The organism is Arthrobacter sp. FW306-07-I (assembly GCF_021800405.1).
GTDB lineage: Bacteria > Actinomycetota > Actinomycetes > Actinomycetales > Micrococcaceae > Arthrobacter.
The window spans coordinates 435,030-450,744 of sequence record NZ_CP084550.1; the positions used below are offsets into that span (position 1 = coordinate 435,030).

Genomic DNA, 15,715 nt, shown 5'->3' on the forward strand with positions numbered 1-15,715 from the left:
GGCAGGCCGGGCAACCCGGGCAACGCGGCCCGGCCCGGGTGCCGGCAGAACAGGAGTTCCAAAGATGGTGGAAATTTCACAATCCGCACCCGCTGGGGAAATGCGCGGTGCTCAGAACCCGGATTCTGGAGCTGCGCCCCGGACCGGAACCCGGCCCGTTGCCGCTATGTCCGGCGTTACCCCTGATCCCGCTGCCGCCGCAGGTGCGGTCGGCGGCCCGTTGGCCGGTGTGCGTGTGTTGGAGCTCGGATCCCTCATCGCGGGCCCGTTTGCGGGACGGCAGCTGGCCGATTTCGGTGCGGAGGTCATCAAGATTGAGTCTCCCGACCGTCCCGATCCCATGCGCGAATGGGGCCGGGCACGGATCGAGGGCCACACCCTCTGGTGGTCAGTCCAGTCCAGGGGGAAGAAGTGCGTGACGTTGGACCTCAAGTCGCCTCGCGGGCGGGACCTGTTCCTGGAACTCTGCAAGGAAGCCGATGTCATCCTTGAGAATTTCCGCCCGGGAACGCTCGAAAAACTTGGCCTTTCCCCCGAAGTGCTCTGGCAGCGCAACCCCGGCCTGGTGATCGCCAGGGTCTCCGGCTATGGCCAGACCGGGCCTGATGCGGACAAGCCGGGCTACGCTTCCGTGGCCGAAGCGCGAGGCGGCCTGCGCCACCTCAACGGATACCCGGACCAGGCCCCGCCACGGACAGGCATCTCTTTGGGGGACAGCTTGGCGTCGCTCTACGCGCTGCAGGGAATCCTGTTGGCTCTGTACTGGCGGGATGCCAAGGGAGGGACGGGGCAGGTTGTGGACGTGTCCCTCGTAGAGGCTTGCTTCTCCCTTTTGGAAAGTGCCGTGCCCGATTACGCGGCTGCGGGCGTTGTGCCGGGCCCCAGCGGTTCCGGACTGAAGGGGATAGCGCCGTCGAATATTTTCCGCTCCAGCGACGGAAAGTGGGTGGTGATCGCTGCCAACCAGGACTCGGTGTTCGTGCGGCTGGCTGCCGCGATGGGCGCCCCGGAGCTGGCTTCCGACCCCCTCTACAGCAACCACGCTTCCCGCGGGGCCAACCAGGACGAGTTGGAACAGCTTATTGCCGAATGGGCTGCAGGGTTTAGCCATGGCGACCTGGTGGCTTGCCTTGACCGGCATTCTGTTCCCAACAGCACCGTCAGCACCATCGAGGACATTTTCGAGGACCCCCAGCTGCGGGCGCGCGGGATGCTGGTGGACGTTGCGGATGAACAGTTGGGGACGGTGGTCCAGCCGGGCATCATCCCCAAGCTGTCCCGGACCAGTGGCGGCATCGCATGGAACGGGCCTCTGGCGCCCGGTTCGCACAACAGCGACGTCTACGCGGGCCTACTCAAGCTCAGCGCCGAAGAACTGCAGGATGCCAAGGATGAAGGTGCGATCTGATGAACGGAATTGCGGGAAGCGATAAGTCCAGGGGCGCAGTCTCCATCGTGGATGTCAGTCCCCGGGACGGGCTGCAGAATGAAAAGGTTCCCGTCAGTACCCACGACAAGCTGCGCCTGATCAACGAGCTGATCGCCCTGGGGGCCAGGCGGATCGAGGCAGTGAGCTTCGTGAATCCCAAAAAGGTTCCGCAGATGGCTGACGCCGACGCCGTCATGGCCGGGGTGCCGCGGGATGCGGGAGCCAGCTACATCGGCCTCGTATTGAACACCCGGGGCGCGTACAGGGCGGTGGATGCAGGGGTGGACGAGATCAACTACGTCCTGCCCGTAACGGATGCCTTCGCGGCGGCCAACCAGAACACCACGGTGGCCGCCGCCCTCGGTGCCCTTGAGGAAGTGTCCGGAATTGCTGCCGCTTCGGCCATCCCGCTCACCGTCACGGCCGCCGTCGCCTTTGGCTGCCCCTACCAGGGCGACGTGCCCGGGGAACAGGCTCTTTCCGTCGTTCGAAGCGCACTTCAAAGGGCGCAGTTGGCCGAAGTTGCCCTAGCAGACACCATCGGCTGCGCCGTCCCCTGGCAGGTGGGCGGGGTTTTTGCCGCCCTGGCATCGGAAACGGACGTGCCGCTCCGCGCCCACCTGCACGAGACGCGCCACACTGCTTTGGCGAATACCTATGCGGCCATGGCTGCCGGGGTCAGCGTCTTTGACAGTGCCGTGGGAGGCCTGGGCGGTTGCCCCTTCGCGCCCGGCGCGGCCGGGAATGTTTCCACCGAGGACTTGGCCTGGATGTTGGAGCGGGCAGGCTACTCCACGTCCATCGACCCCCGTGCAGCCACGGAGTTGGGCCGCTGGATCTGCGCCAAGGTGGAGACGGCTCCCCGCTCCGGCCTCGCCGGAGCAGGAGTGTTCCCCAAGGCCGCCGCCTAGGGGGAGACCACCGGCAGAGGCGAGGTTTCGTCCTCAAGGTGGGCCCGCCGTCGTCCGTCACCTTTGATCCACAGGCGGTAGGCGAGGACCAGCAGCCCCAGCCACACCGCGCCCACGTACAGGGCGATCCGGGTGTCCTCGAAGGCGCCCAGGACGGCGATCACCAGCGCCATGAAGGCGATGGTGAGCACGGATGCCGCAGGCCACCACGGTGACGGGAATTCCGACGCCGGCAGGCCCTTCCGCGTGATTTCCCGCTTCATGGCCACATGGGACGCCAGGATCATCACCCATACCCAGACTGTGGCGAAGGTTGCGATCGAGGCAATCACCAGGAACACATCCTCCGGAATGACAGCGTTGAGGACTACGCCCACCAGCAGGATGCCCGCCATCATGACCACAGTCATCCACGGGACGCCGTGCCGGGAGACCTTGCCGAAGGCGGCGGGCGCGTGGCCCTGGTTCGAGAGTCCGAAGAGGATGCGTCCGGCGCCGAAGATGTCGCTGTTGATGGCCGAGAGGGCGGCCGTGATGACCACCGCGTTGAGGATGTGCGGTGCGGCCGGGATGCCCAGGCTGCTGAAAATTTGGACGAACGGGCTGCCGCTGGTGCCCACCTGGTCCCACGGGAAGAGGCTCATGAGTACGCCAAGGGTGAGGACGTAGAAGAGCAGCACGCGGACGGGGACGGTGTTGACGGCCTTGGGAATGACCTTCTTGGGATCGGCAGCCTCGCCGGCCGTGATGCCCAGCGTCTCAACGCCGCCGAAGGCGAACATCACCACGGCGAAGGATGCCAGGAGGCCTTCGAAGCCGTTGGGGAACAGGCCCCCGTGCTCAACCAGGTTGCCCAGGCCTGGGGCGACCGGGGAATCGGCGGTCTGGAAACCGAAAACGATGATCGCTGCGCCGCCGGCGATCATGGCGATGATGGCTGCGACCTTGATCAGGGAGAACCAGAACTCGAGTTCACCGAAGACCCTCACGCTGAGCAGGTTCAACGCGGCCAGGAAGCAGATGACGGCCAGGATCCAGATCCAGCGGTCCACCTGCGGGAACCAGAAACCCATGTAGATGCTGAAGGCGGTGACGTCGGCGATCGCCACGATGGCCATCTCGAAAACGTACGTCCAGCCGGTTACGAAGCCGGCAAGGGGGCCCAGGTAGCGGCTCGCATACTGGCTGAAGGAACCGGATACCGGATGCCGCACTGCCATTTCGCCGAGTGCGCGCATCACCATGAACACGGCAGCGCCGCCGATGATGTAGGCCAGCAGCACTGCCGGGCCGGCTTTCTGGATCGCCGAGGCCGAGCCGTAGAAGAGGCCGGTTCCGATGGCCGAGCCGAGGGCCATGAAGCGGATGTGCCGGACATTCAGGCCACGGCTAAGGGCTTGTCCGACGACGGCTGCCGGCTTTTGCTTTTCCACCGGACTTTCGGTCCGGGTTTGGGTGGGTTGCATAGAGTTACCTTCTCGTCTTTGGGAGGGGAGCCGGTAACCAGCAGACCATTTCCGGCCCTGCCGTGATGAGGCTCACGCGGGGTTGGTGTCTTCGGTTACAGACTGTTGGCCGTGAGATGCGTACGACGGCGGCAGACGGCTTGACGCGCTGAGGCACGACCGCGCTGCAGGGGGCTTGGCGGCCGGCAGCCCCGGAGTCTGAATGTCAGTGGGTCAATGGATGATAGGGGTATGGCAAGCGGCAGCGGTGTTGGGGCGGTTTTGGAGGGTGTTCATGCCTCGGTGGCTGCCCTCGCTGCCCTGGAGTTCGAGGACGCTTCCCTGGCTTCCGGTGCCTGCATTGGTACCGGCATTGACGTACCGCAGCGGCGGTATGAGATCCGGCTGGAACGGCTGGAGGTCACGGCACGCCTGGAAGCGCGTCTTGCAGCGGTGAAGGCGCGGGATGCTGCCGAAGCCGTTGGGTTTCAGCAGGCCATGACGCCGCCGGACGCGTCGCTGCACGACCGCACCTACGCGGAGATGTCCACGGTGGAGGAGATCGCCGGGGTCCTCACTGTCAGCTCTGCCGCTGCAAGTGCTTTTGTGGAACAGTCCCGGAAGGTCTGCTCACTACCGTTGGTGTTCGGGGCTCTGTCTGCCGGTGATATGTCGTGGCAGCACGCGAAGGTCATCGCCGATGAAACCGAGGGCCTCGACCCGGCCGGTGCGGCGGCGTTGGTGGCGCATTTCTTCGACCCCGATGCTCCCCACCCCGCCCGCGGGGCAGCCCCTGGCGAACTTGTCCCGTCCCGGTTCCGGGCGAAGGTGCGTGGGTGGCGGGAACGCCACCACCCCGAGTCGATCGAGAAGCGCCACGCCAAGGGTGTGGCTGACCGGCGGATGGAATACAGCCCCGACCGGGACGGTATGGCCTGGGTCGCGCTCTACCTGCCCGCCGACACCGCCTGCGCCATCTGGAACCGCACCACTGCCACCGCCCGCGGCCTGCAGGGCCCCAACGAATCACGCACACTCACCCAACTCCGCCCCGACATCGCAGCCTCCCAGCTCCTTGGATCAGCGAGCGAACTCGGCGAAGTACCCACCCCGCGGGCCGATGTCCTGGTCAGGGTGCCGGTACTCTCGCTGCTCGGGGCGGCCGATGAGCCGGCAGTACTGGACGGGCTCGGCCCCATTCCGGCCTCGATGGCACGCAAACTCGTCGCCGACGGGGCCGACTTCTTCTACCGTGTCCTGTTCGACCCCAGAGACGGGGCACCACTGGAAATCGGGAAGAAGAACTACCGCCTCACCGAAACCATCAAACGCTGGATCAGGATGCGCGACGGAAAATGCACCTTCCCCGGCTGCACCAACCGCACCCCGGACAACGAAACCGACCACCTCCAAGCCTGGGAATACGGCGGCAGTACTGATGTCAGCAACCTGGCCCAACTCTGCCCGAAACACCACCGGCTCAAACACCACAGTCAGTGGACACCGGACCCGGCGAACAAGAATGAACCACCCGGGTGGACCTCACCAACAGGACGGCACTACAACCCAGAACGCCCCGACCCCGAACCAACCCGCTGGCCGCAATGGCTCCTGGCGTTGTTCGGCGACACCTCGGAACGGGAGACCTCAACACGGGCACTGCAGTGGCCGGACGTGTACGTACCCGAACACCCCGGCTTGCTTGAGGAGCTAGGCGTCCCGGATGACCCGGGGCCGCTGGATGATCAGCTTCCTCCTGATCCCTGCCCGGAGTGGAAGCTGTTCTTGGACTTCGAAGATATGGAAGCGCCGGTTCTCTCGAGCTGAGCGTGCCTCTGACTAAGATGACTTGTCTGGTATTCCAGACGGTAGGGTTCCAAAAAGAGGCGCGCTGAGCGTCCAAGAGGCCGCAAGCTTAAGTACGGGATACCGGACAGAGCTAGCCAGAAAGATCCTTCCACTCCATGAGCACTGCACTAGGCGCCGCAACACGGGGCACTACAACACCCAACACCGAAACGCAGGCGTCCCGGGCATCCGCCAAGGCGTCGTCGAAAGTTCCTGCCGCGGAAAACACCCTGCGCATCCTCAAGCTCCTGGCTTCGCGGCGGGGCCCCATGGCGGCGTCACAGATCGCCTCCAGCCTGGAGCTGCCGCGGTCAAGCGTCTATCACCTGCTTGGGGTGATGGAGGCCAACGGCTTCGTCCTGCATCTCCATGAGGAGCAGCGGTATGGGCTGGGCATTAGTGCCTTCGAGCTCAGCTCCGCCTACTCCCGGCAGGAACCGCTGTCACGCCTCGGCCGGCCCCTGCTTGCCAGCCTTGTGGACGCTATTGGCGAGAGCGCGCATCTTGCCGTATTGCACGGCCGGGACGTGCTTTACATCGTGGAGGAGCGGGCCAAGAACCGCCCGTCCCTGGTGACCGACGTCGGCGTCCGCCTTCCCAGCCACCTCACCGCCAGCGGCCGCGCCATCCTGGCCGCGCTGCCCAAATCCCAGGTGCGCGCGCTCTATCCGAATGCCGTGGCCTTCACGGCACGACATGAGGTGGAGGGAGCCATCATGAAGTACTCGGCCCTGTCCTCACACCTGGACCAGGTCCGGCAACGCGGGTACGCCACCGAACACGGCGAAGTCACCCCCGGCTTCGGCTCCATCGCCGCCGCCGTCACCGATCATTTGGGGTGGCCCACGGCCGCTGTCGCCGTCACCTTTTTGGAGGACAAGCTGCCCGCGGAGGAGTGGCCCGTGCTGGCTGCCCGCGTCCAGAAAGTGGCCGACGAGCTCTCCGTGCGCATCCACGGCCGCCTCGGCAAATAGCCTCTGGCGCGCGTCTGGAATAACAGACACTACAACTATGAAAGCCCTGTGAGGGCCCCATCCGAAGGGCTTTAGTTGATACAGAACTTCTTTCCCCAACCTGACAATCACCAGAAGGAGCCCATCATGGCACCCGCCGATTTCACCACCGGTGCCCGCCCGGTCAAAGCAGCCCGCGGCACCGAGCTCACCGCAAAGTCCTGGCAGACCGAAGCGCCGCTGCGCATGCTGATGAACAACCTGGATCCCGAAGTGGCAGAACGCCCCGATGACCTTGTGGTCTACGGGGGCACCGGCCGCGCCGTCCGCTCCTGGGCCGCATTCGACGCCATTACCCGCACCCTGGAAACCATGGAAAAGGACGAAACGCTCCTGGTCCAGTCCGGCAAGCCTGTCGGCGTCTTCCGCACCAATGAATGGGCCCCGCGGGTACTCCTGGCCAACTCCAACCTCGTAGGCGACTGGGCCACCTGGCCCGAATTCCGCCGCCTCGAGGCAGAAGGCCTGATGATGTACGGCCAGATGACGGCTGGTTCCTGGATCTACATCGGCACCCAGGGCATCCTGCAGGGCACCTTCGAAACGTTCGCCGCGATCGCCCGCAAGCTGGCCGGAGACGAGAACGGCACCCTTGCCGGCACGCTGACCCTCACCGGAGGGTGCGGCGGCATGGGCGGCGCCCAGCCGCTCGCCGTCACCCTGAACGAGGGCGCCTGCCTGATCGTCGACGTCGACGAAAACCGCCTGCGCCGCCGCGCCGGCAAGCGCTACCTGGACGAAGTGGAAACAGACCTCGACACCGCCATCGCCAAGGTGCTCAAGGCCAAGGAAGAGCGCCGTGGCTGGTCCGTGGGCTACGTGGGCAACGCCGCCGAGGTTTTCCCCGAGATCCTGCGCCGCCACAAGGCCGGCGAGCTCACTGTGGACATCGTCACCGACCAGACCTCCGCCCACGACCCCCTGAGCTACCTGCCCGAGGGCATCTCCGTGGACGAATGGCATCGCGAAGCGGAAGCTGACCCGGAGGGCTTCACGAAGAAGGCCCAGGCCTCCATGGCACGGCACGTCCAGGCCATGGTGGAATTCCAGGATGCCGGCGCCGAGGTCTTCGACTACGGCAACTCCATCCGCGACGAGGCCCGCAAGGGCGGCTACGAGCGGGCTTTCGAATTCCCAGGCTTCGTCCCCGCCTACATCCGGCCGCTGTTCTGCGAGGGGCTTGGTCCCTTCCGCTGGGTGGCACTTTCCGGTGACCCGGAAGACATCCGCGTCACCGACGAAGCGATCAAGGAGCTCTTCCCCGAAAACAAGCACCTGCACCGCTGGATCGACGCCGCCCAGGACCGCGTGGAATTCGAAGGCCTGCCCGCTCGCATTTGCTGGCTGGGTTACGGCGAACGCGCCAAGGCCGGGCTGCTCTTCAACCAACTCGTCAAGGAAGGCAAGGTCAAGGCACCCATCGTGATCGGCCGCGACCACCTGGACTCCGGCTCCGTCGCCTCCCCGTACCGCGAAACGGAAGCCATGGCCGACGGCTCTGACGCCATCGCCGACTGGCCCATGCTGAACGCCCTGCTGAACACCGCCTCCGGTGCCACCTGGGTGTCCCTGCACCACGGCGGCGGCGTCGGCATCGGCCGCTCCATCCACGCGGGACAGGTCTCCGTCGCAGACGGCACCGACCTCGCCGCGCAGAAGCTCGAACGCCTCCTCACCAACGACCCCGGCATGGGGGTCATCCGCCACGCCGACGCCGGCTACGAGCGCGCCCTCGACGTTGCCAAGGAACGCGGCGTCCGCATCCCCATGCTCCCCACGGACTCCCTAACCTCGCAAGCTCGGCCAGGGAACCCTGCCCGTGTGGCCCCAGAAAACAGCTGACCCGGCCAAACCCCACATCGATTGCTCCGTAAGTGTCGTTTAGAGTCCCGAAAACGACAGTTACGGAGCAGTCGATGGAACCTCTTCAAGGAATTTCAATGACAGCCATTACCCACGAACCGCTTACCGTCACCCTTGGCCCGGCGGGCGTCACGCCCCAGGATGTGCTCGCCGTCGCGCGCGGGGGCGCCAAGGTGACCATCGCGCCCGAAGCCCTGGAAACCGTTGCCAAGGTCCGCGCGCACATCGACGACCTCGCCTCCAGCGACGTCCCCGCCTACGGCATCTCCACCGGTTTCGGCGCCCTGGCCAACCGGCACATTCCCAACGAACTGCGCACCCAGCTGCAGAAGTCCCTGATCCGCAGCCACGCGGCCGGCATGGGCCCGGCGGTGGAGCGCGAAGTGGTCCGCGGCATCATGTTCCTCCGCGCCAAGACCCTGGCCTCCGGCCGCACCGGCGTCCGCCCCGTGGTCCTACAGGCCATGGTTGATGTGCTCAATGCCGGCATCACGCCCGTGGTCCGCGAGTTCGGATCGCTCGGCTGCTCCGGCGACCTGGCACCCCTCTCGCACTGCGCACTGGTGCTGATGGGGGAAGGCGAAGCGGAAGGGCCCGACGGCGTCAGGTACGGCGGGCCCGGCGAGCGGCCTGTAGCTGAGCTGCTTGCAGAACACGGCATCGAGCCGGTCACCCTCGCCGAAAAAGAGGGGCTGGCGCTGGTCAACGGCACCGAAGGCATGCTGGGCATGCTCCTGATGGCCATCGCGGACCTCCGCCGGCTGCTGTCGACGGCGGACATCACCGCCGCGCTCAGCGTCGAGGCGCTGCTGGGCACCGACCAGGTGTTCCTGCCCGAACTGCACGCCGCACTGCGGCCACACCCGGGCCAGGCGGCAAGTGCGGACAACATGCTGCGCGTGCTCTCGGATTCGCCCATTGTCGCCTCCCATAAGGTGGGGGACTCCCGGGTGCAGGACGCCTACTCACTGCGCTGCGCCCCGCAGGTGGCCGGCGCCGTCCGCGACACCGTGGACCACGCCGAACTGGTGGCCACCCGCGAGCTGGCCGCCGCCATCGACAACCCGGTGGTGCTCCCGGACGGCCGGGTCAGCTCCAACGGCAACTTCCACGGCGCACCCGTGGCCTACGTCCTGGACTACCTGGCCATCGCCGTCGCGGACCTCAGCTCCATCGCCGAACGCCGCACCGACCGGATGCTGGACCCTGCCCGCTCACATGGCCTCCCGGCTTTCCTGGCAGCAGACCCCGGCGTGGACTCAGGACTCATGATCGCGCAGTACACGCAGGCCGGCCTGGTATCGGACAACAAGCGGCTGGCCGTCCCGGCGTCCGTGGACTCCATCCCCAGCTCGGCCATGCAGGAAGACCACGTGTCCATGGGCTGGCACGCCGCGCGGAAGCTTCGCAAAGCCGTGGAGAACCTTCGCCGGGTGCTGGCCATCGAACTGGTGACCTCCGCGCGGGCCCTCGATATCCGGACCCAGCTCTCGGGAGGTGTCCTTACGCCGGGGCCCGCAGGTTCGGCGGTCGTGGCAGCTCTCCGGGAAGTGGTGGAAGGACCGGGGACGGACCGGTTCCTGTCACCGGAACTGGAAGCGGCTGACCGGCTGGTGGCCTCAGGCGACGTGCTCCGGGCGGCCGAATCCGCCGTCGGGCCCCTCGCCTGACGCCGAAGGATCTTCAGCTCCTGCCGCAGTCCCGTCTGAAAGGCGGAATTTCCGGCGCCACGGTCCGCCGTGGCGCCGGGAGTGTAGTAGAACTGAAGATGTAGTGAAAGTCACATCGAAGAAGCTGTGGCAGCAGAACGATACAAAGGGGTAGAAGTTCAAATGAAAGCACGTGGGGCAGTCCTGTCGAGGCGCAATGCCCATTCCGCCGCGGTATCCAACTGGAAATCCCTCCAGGCCGGGGACCGGGTCGAGATCATCAAGCATGCGCATGTGGTGGCGGCCGGCGAAGTGGAAGAGGTGTCGCAGAGCGGCAACGTCCTTTGGCTGGTTCCGGCGGGTCCGTCAGGTCCTGCGGAGAAGGAGCTTTTCCTGAAGTCCGACGGCGTCCAGGTCCGCCGCGGCTAGTCCCGCCAGAAGCAAAAAAATCCCCGCAGTGCCAAGACGCCATGCGGGGATTTTTGTTGCCGGCGCCCCGTGCGGGGACACAGGGGGCAAGCCGAGGGTTTTGCAGGTGCTAAGCGGCGGTGGACTCGTACGTCTCGCCGAAGGGCACTGAGTCGTCCAGGGCGACCGTGTAGCGTCCGGGGTGTACCCGGGTGACCAGGATGCCGCAGGACGCGTCTTTCGCAGCAACCTCGATCAGCTGGGCTACTGCGTCTTCCAGTCCGGCATGGACCTCGTCGGCGGTGGAGAATTCCAGGCTGATGGACCGCTGGGCGGACCCTTCGATGCTTTCGGCAGCGGCGGGGATCCGCTCCAAAGTGGCTGTAGTCATGTACTGAACTTTCTGTGTTTCGTGCCAAGATGGCTCCGATATTCTATCGACTGCTCCAGCGATATGTCAGATGTCTGCTCTTCCGCGGTCGGTCATAAAGCGTCCGTTCGCAGGCGGGACAGGGAATCACGGACCATGGGATGGAGCCGCTACAGGCTCCAAGACCCCTACCAAGACCTTGAGGAGAATTCGGTATGAAGATCATGCGCCTGGGCGACGCCGGCAGCGAACAGCCCGCCGTGCTAATTCCCTCCGAGGATGGACAGGACCGGTACTTCAGCCTGCTGCCGCTTACTGCGGAGGTGGATGGTGCGTTCCTTGCGTCCGGTGGCCTGGACAAGGCCAGGAAGGCACTGGAGGCGGGGGAGCTTCCGGAGATCAAAGACGCCGCTTCGCTCCGCATTGGTTCACCCGTGGCCCGCCCCGGCTCTGTCGTAGGAATTGGAATGAACTACGCCGCCCACGCCGCGGAATCCGGGGCAGAGCCGCCCACCATCCCGGTCGTGTTCCTCAAGCCCAGCAACACTGTCACCGGTCCCTGCGACCCCGCCCCGATGCCCCCGCGCTCCACCCGGTACGACTGGGAAGTGGAACTGGGGATCGTGATCGGGAGGGAAGCCCTTTACCTCCGCTCCACTGCCGAAGCGGCGGGGTGCATTGCAGGTTACGTCACCGCCAATGATTTCTCCGAGCGTGAGTACCAGCTGCCGGGGGCAGCAGGGCAATGGACCAAGGGCAAATCGCTTCCCGGGTCAACGCCGCTGGGCCCGTGGCTGGTTCCGGCAGGAGAGATCGACGGCGGCAACCTGCGGCTGCGCAGTTGGGTGAACGGTGAGCCGCGGCAGGATTCAACATCGGCTGAGCTCATCTTTGACGCCGCCACACTGGTCCACCACTGCAGCCAGTACATGCGGCTGGAGCCGGGCGACGTGATTCTCACCGGGACCCCGCAGGGTGTGGCCCTCAGCGGCCGCTTCCCTTACCTCCAGCCCGGCGACGTGGTGGAAGTGGAAGTGGAGGGCCTGGGCCGCCAGCGCCAGGAGCTGTACCGGACGCCGGCGGCCACCACGGTTTAGCCGGACTGACTCAGCCGGCCTTGACGGCCAGCACCGGGCAGTCCGCCTCCAGCAGGATGCGCTGGGACGTGCTGCCCATGATCAGTTTGCCCACCGGGGTGCGGCGGCGCAGGCCAATCACGATGAGGTCAGCTTTGTGTTCCTCGGCCGCGTCCAGCACCTCGGCCGCGGCGTCGTGGCCCCGGACCGGCCGCTTGATCAGGTACTGGATACCCTGGCTGGCCAGCCGTTGCTCAATGTCCTGGATTTCGCCTTCGGGCGCAAACCGGTTGTCCACTGTTGCCTCGCCCTTGGAGGAGTTGATCAGCACCAGGGTGCTGTTGTTCTTCCGGGCTTCGGTGATGGCCTGCGTCAAGGCGGCTTCGCCTTCAGGGGTGGGGACGTATCCCACAACAACGGTCATGGTCGCTCCTTATGGTCGGAATACACGGCAGTGTGGTTCGAGTGGACCGTATCATCGGCTTCCGTGGCAAGGGCTGATGCCCCGCCGGACTCAGCCTCGCCCGACTCCGCCCCGCCGGCAGGAGCAGCAACCGGGCGGTTGCGGCGGAAGAGCTTGTAGGCGAAGGGCCAGAGCAGGATGAGGGCAATGATGACGTAGATGACGACGGCGATCGGCTCGCCGAAGAGCCCTGCCGGATCACCCGCGCTCAGCTGCAGGGTCTTCCGGAGTTGCCCCTCGATCCGCGGTCCCAGGATCACGCCGAGGATCAGCGGCAGCACGGGCAGCCCGAAGCGGCGCATCATGAACCCGAGCGCGCCGAGGATCAGCAGGATCACCAGGTCGAACGCCTGCAGGTTCACCGAGTAGGCGCCCAGCGTGGCGAAGAACAGGATGCCGGCGTACAGGTAGGGCCGGGGCAGCTGCAGCAGCTTGGCCCACAGGGGTGCCAGCGGCAGGTTGATGATCAGGAGCAGGAAGTTGCCGATGAACAGGCTGGCAATCAGCGCCCACACCAGTGGCCCCTGGCTCTCGAAGAGCTGCGGACCCGGCTGGATGCCGTACGAGGTGAAGGCGGCAAGCATCACGGCCGCGGTGGCGTTGGTGGGCAGTCCCAGGGCCAGCATCGGGGTCAGCGTGCCGGCGGCCGCAGCGTTGTTGGCTGCTTCCGGGCCGGCCACGCCTTCGATGGCGCCCTTGCCGAACTCTTCGGGGTGCTTGCTGAGGCGCTTTTCCGTCACATAGGAGAGGAACGTGGGGATCTCGGCTCCACCGGCGGGCAGCGCGCCAAACGGGAAGCCGAAGGCGGTGCCGCGCAGCCACGGCTTCCAGGAGCGCTTCCAGTCGGACTTGCCCATCCAGGGCTGGCCCACGGGAATGGCATGCAGGGGAGTGCGGCGCAGGTGTGCTGCAACCCAGAGTGCTTCGCCCACCGCGAAGATGGCCACGGCCACCACGACGATGTCCAGGCCGTCCGCCAGGAGCGGCTGGCCGAAGGTGAGGCGGCGCTGGCCGGTGACCGAGTCCATGCCCACCAGGCCAATCGCCAGGCCGAGGCCCAGGGACGCGAAACCGCGCAACCGGGAGGAGCCCAGCACGGCGGTCACGGCCAGCAGGGCAAGGACCATGATGGCGAAGTAGCTGGGCGCGCCGAGGCTGACGGCGAACTTCACGACGATCGGTGCGCAGACGGCCAGCAGCGCCGTGCCGATGGTGCCGGCGACGAACGAGCCGATGGCCGCCGTCGCAAGTGCCTGCGCGGCCCGCCCCGCCTTGGCCATCTTGTTGCCCTCAATGGCGGTGACCACCGAGGACGATTCACCGGGGGTGTTCAGGAGGATGGATGTGGTGGAGCCGCCGTACATGCCGCCGTAGTAGATGCCGGCGAACATGATGAAGGCGCTGGTGGGTTCCAAGGCATAGGTGACGGGAAGCAGCAGGGCGACCGTCATGGCCGGGCCAAGGCCGGGCAGGACGCCGACGGCGGTGCCCAGGATGACGCCGATCACGGCGTAGAGGAAATTCATGGGGGTGAGGGCGGTGGCGAAGCCGTCCATCAGGGAGGACCAGACGTCCATTTAGAGGATTCCTTCCAGGAGGCCGGCCGGCAGTGCGATGCCCAGGCCGAGGTAAAAGCCGTAGAAGGTCAGCAGGGACAGGGCGACGGAGATCAGGCCGTCCCGGACGTAGCGGCGGCTGCCGAGAGCCAGGACGCTGCCCCAGAACAGGACGGTTCCGGAGATCACCCAGCCGGCCCAGTCGATCAGCAGGATGTTCAGGATGAAGGCCCCGGCCAGTGGCAGGACGGTCTTCCAGTCGGCGGGGTGCGTGAGGTCAACGTCCTCGCCGCCTTCAGCTTCACCCTTGCCGCCGCGCAGCACGTTGATGGCCAGCAGTACGGCGCAGACCACGAGCATTCCGGCCACGATGAACGGAACGGTTTTGGGTCCGACCGGATCGGACTTCGAGTACGGGGTTGCCAGGCCGTTGGCGTCCAGGAAGACCATGACGCCGGCCGCCCCGAGCAGGAGTGCAACTCCCAGCTCGGAGCGGCCTTTGAGACCTGTGGTCAGGGAGGTCACGCCAGCCCAAGCTTGGTGAGGACATCCGCCACGCGCTTGTCCTGCTCGGTCAGGAAGGACTTGAACTGGTCACCGGTGATGAAGGCATCGGTCCAGCTGTGGGTCTTCAGTGCTTCCTTCCAGCCGTCCGTGCCGTGCATCTTTTCCAGTGCGGCGATCAGGGCAGCCTCGTCCTTGTCGCTGATGCCCGGAGGGGCCACAACGCCGCGCCAGTTGGTGAAGACCAGGTCGATGTTGGATTCCTTCAGCGTGGGTGCATCCACGCCGTCCAGGCGCTTCTCGCCGCTGGTGGCCAGCACGCGGACCTCGCCGGATTCGATCTGCTTCAGGTACTCGCCGGCACCGGAGGCGGCAAAACCGAGCTTGTTGCCGAGGATCGCGGGCAGGAGGTCGCCGCCGCCGTCGTAGGCCACATAGTTGACCTTGGTGGCATCGATGCCCACGGCACCGGCCAGCTGCATGGGCAGCAGGTGGTCCGGGCCGCCGGGGGAGGAACCGCCGCCCACGGCGATGGAACCGGGATCGGCCTTCCAGGCTTTCACCAGGTCGTCAATGGTCTTGTAGGGCGAATCCTTGCCGACCATGATGGCACCCGGTTCCTCGATGAGGCGGGCCAGCGGGGTGGTTGAGGTCAGCTTGGACTCGGACTTGTTGGTGTAGCTGGCACCCACGACGCCCAGGCCCATGAGCATGGCCAGGTCGCCGTTGCCCTTCTCATTCACGATCCGGGCCAGGCCCACCGTGCCGCCGGCACCGGCCAGGTTGAAGACCTCGGTGTTGGTGGAGATCTTCGCGTCGTCCAGGACCTTCGCGGCGGCGCGGGCCGTGGTGTCGTAGCCGCCGCCCGGGGAGTTGGGGACCATGATCTGCAGGCCGGTGATGGGTCCGGCGGCGGCGCCGGTGCTTTCCGAACCGGTGGAGCTCTTGCCGGTGGCACCGCAGCCGGTGGCCATCAGGGCGATGCCGGCAGCAACGGCGGCAATTCGCAATGCGCGGATCTGGCGCATGTGTTCCTCTTCTCTCAAAACAAATCTGATCAGCATCAGTTGACTTGTGTTTCCGATGCCTTGCGGTTCCGATGCTAGGGGCGGCCGTGACGCCGATCACTCTTGTGTACGCAGAGAAAGTTGTGTTCATTGCGTTCACGTTTCCAAAACCC

General features: G+C 66.0%; 14 protein-coding genes. 8 read left to right on the top strand and 6 right to left on the bottom strand.

Features of this window, described 5'->3' with window-relative positions; genetic code table 11:
• The first annotated feature begins 166 nt into the window (after nt 1–166).
• Together LFT46_RS02120 and LFT46_RS02125 are read left to right on the top strand one after the other, a co-directional pair.
• Complete coding sequence (locus LFT46_RS02120; RefSeq protein ID WP_236821150.1) at nt 167–1,408, top strand: CaiB/BaiF CoA transferase family protein; 1,242 nt, start codon at nt 167–169, stop codon at nt 1,406–1,408.
• Complete coding sequence (locus tag LFT46_RS02125) at nt 1,408–2,340, top strand: hydroxymethylglutaryl-CoA lyase (protein ID WP_236821151.1); 933 nt, start codon at nt 1,408–1,410, stop codon at nt 2,338–2,340. The genes LFT46_RS02120 and LFT46_RS02125 overlap by 1 nt, the downstream gene beginning before the upstream one ends.
• On the opposite strand, the gene LFT46_RS02130 is transcribed toward LFT46_RS02125, so the two are convergent.
• On the bottom strand, nt 2,337–3,806 hold the full coding sequence (locus LFT46_RS02130) for an amino acid permease (RefSeq protein WP_236821152.1): 1,470 nt from the start codon (nt 3,804–3,806) through the stop codon (nt 2,337–2,339). The genes LFT46_RS02125 and LFT46_RS02130 overlap by 4 nt on opposite strands.
• Before the next feature lie 231 nt (nt 3,807–4,037).
• Here LFT46_RS02130 and LFT46_RS02135 point away from each other — a divergent pair, with 231 nt between their 5' ends.
• The 5 genes from LFT46_RS02135 (at nt 4,038) to LFT46_RS02155 (ending at nt 10,587) form a co-directional block, all read left to right on the top strand.
• Nucleotides 4,038–5,612, top strand: a complete 1,575-nt coding sequence (locus LFT46_RS02135) for an HNH endonuclease signature motif containing protein (protein WP_236821153.1) — start codon at nt 4,038–4,040, stop codon at nt 5,610–5,612.
• Between the two features lie 137 nt (nt 5,613–5,749).
• Nucleotides 5,750–6,607: an IclR family transcriptional regulator gene (locus LFT46_RS02140; protein ID WP_236821154.1), complete on the top strand. Its 858-nt coding sequence runs from the start codon at nt 5,750–5,752 to the stop codon at nt 6,605–6,607.
• A gap of 126 nt (nt 6,608–6,733) precedes the next feature.
• Nucleotides 6,734–8,488 carry a urocanate hydratase gene (gene hutU, locus LFT46_RS02145; RefSeq protein WP_236821155.1) on the top strand — a complete coding sequence of 585 codons (1,755 nt, stop codon included), beginning with the start codon at nt 6,734–6,736 and terminating at the stop codon, nt 8,486–8,488.
• 98 nt (nt 8,489–8,586) lie between these two features.
• Nucleotides 8,587–10,179 carry a histidine ammonia-lyase gene (gene hutH / locus LFT46_RS02150; protein WP_236821156.1) on the top strand — a complete coding sequence of 531 codons (1,593 nt, stop codon included), beginning with the start codon at nt 8,587–8,589 and terminating at the stop codon, nt 10,177–10,179.
• Between the two features lie 162 nt (nt 10,180–10,341).
• Nucleotides 10,342–10,587, top strand: coding sequence for a hypothetical protein (locus LFT46_RS02155; RefSeq protein WP_159633722.1), 246 nt, complete (start codon nt 10,342–10,344; stop codon nt 10,585–10,587).
• Nucleotides 10,588–10,696: 109 nt separating this feature from the next.
• On the opposite strand, the gene LFT46_RS02160 is transcribed toward LFT46_RS02155, so the two are convergent.
• Nucleotides 10,697–10,957 carry a hypothetical protein gene (locus LFT46_RS02160; RefSeq protein ID WP_236821157.1) on the bottom strand — a complete coding sequence of 87 codons (261 nt, stop codon included), beginning with the start codon at nt 10,955–10,957 and terminating at the stop codon, nt 10,697–10,699.
• Nucleotides 10,958–11,151: 194 nt separating this feature from the next.
• Between LFT46_RS02160 and LFT46_RS02165 the strand changes: the two genes are divergently transcribed.
• Nucleotides 11,152–12,033 carry a fumarylacetoacetate hydrolase family protein gene (locus LFT46_RS02165; RefSeq protein WP_236821158.1) on the top strand — a complete coding sequence of 294 codons (882 nt, stop codon included), beginning with the start codon at nt 11,152–11,154 and terminating at the stop codon, nt 12,031–12,033.
• A gap of 10 nt (nt 12,034–12,043) precedes the next feature.
• Here LFT46_RS02165 and LFT46_RS02170 read toward each other — a convergent pair whose 3' ends face one another.
• The 4 genes from LFT46_RS02170 to LFT46_RS02185 are packed head-to-tail and all read right to left on the bottom strand — an operon-like array spanning nt 12,044 to nt 15,563.
• Nucleotides 12,044–12,436, bottom strand: coding sequence for a universal stress protein (locus tag LFT46_RS02170; protein WP_142131349.1), 393 nt, complete (start codon nt 12,434–12,436; stop codon nt 12,044–12,046).
• Nucleotides 12,433–14,052: a tripartite tricarboxylate transporter permease gene (locus LFT46_RS02175; protein ID WP_236821159.1), complete on the bottom strand. Its 1,620-nt coding sequence runs from the start codon at nt 14,050–14,052 to the stop codon at nt 12,433–12,435. The genes LFT46_RS02170 and LFT46_RS02175 overlap by 4 nt, the downstream gene beginning before the upstream one ends.
• On the bottom strand, nt 14,053–14,556 hold the full coding sequence (locus LFT46_RS02180) for a tripartite tricarboxylate transporter TctB family protein (protein ID WP_043451292.1): 504 nt from the start codon (nt 14,554–14,556) through the stop codon (nt 14,053–14,055).
• Complete coding sequence (locus tag LFT46_RS02185; RefSeq protein ID WP_236821160.1) at nt 14,553–15,563, bottom strand: Bug family tripartite tricarboxylate transporter substrate binding protein; 1,011 nt, start codon at nt 15,561–15,563, stop codon at nt 14,553–14,555. Before LFT46_RS02185 ends, LFT46_RS02180 begins: the two co-directional genes overlap by 4 nt.
• Nucleotides 15,564–15,715 lie beyond the last annotated feature (152 nt).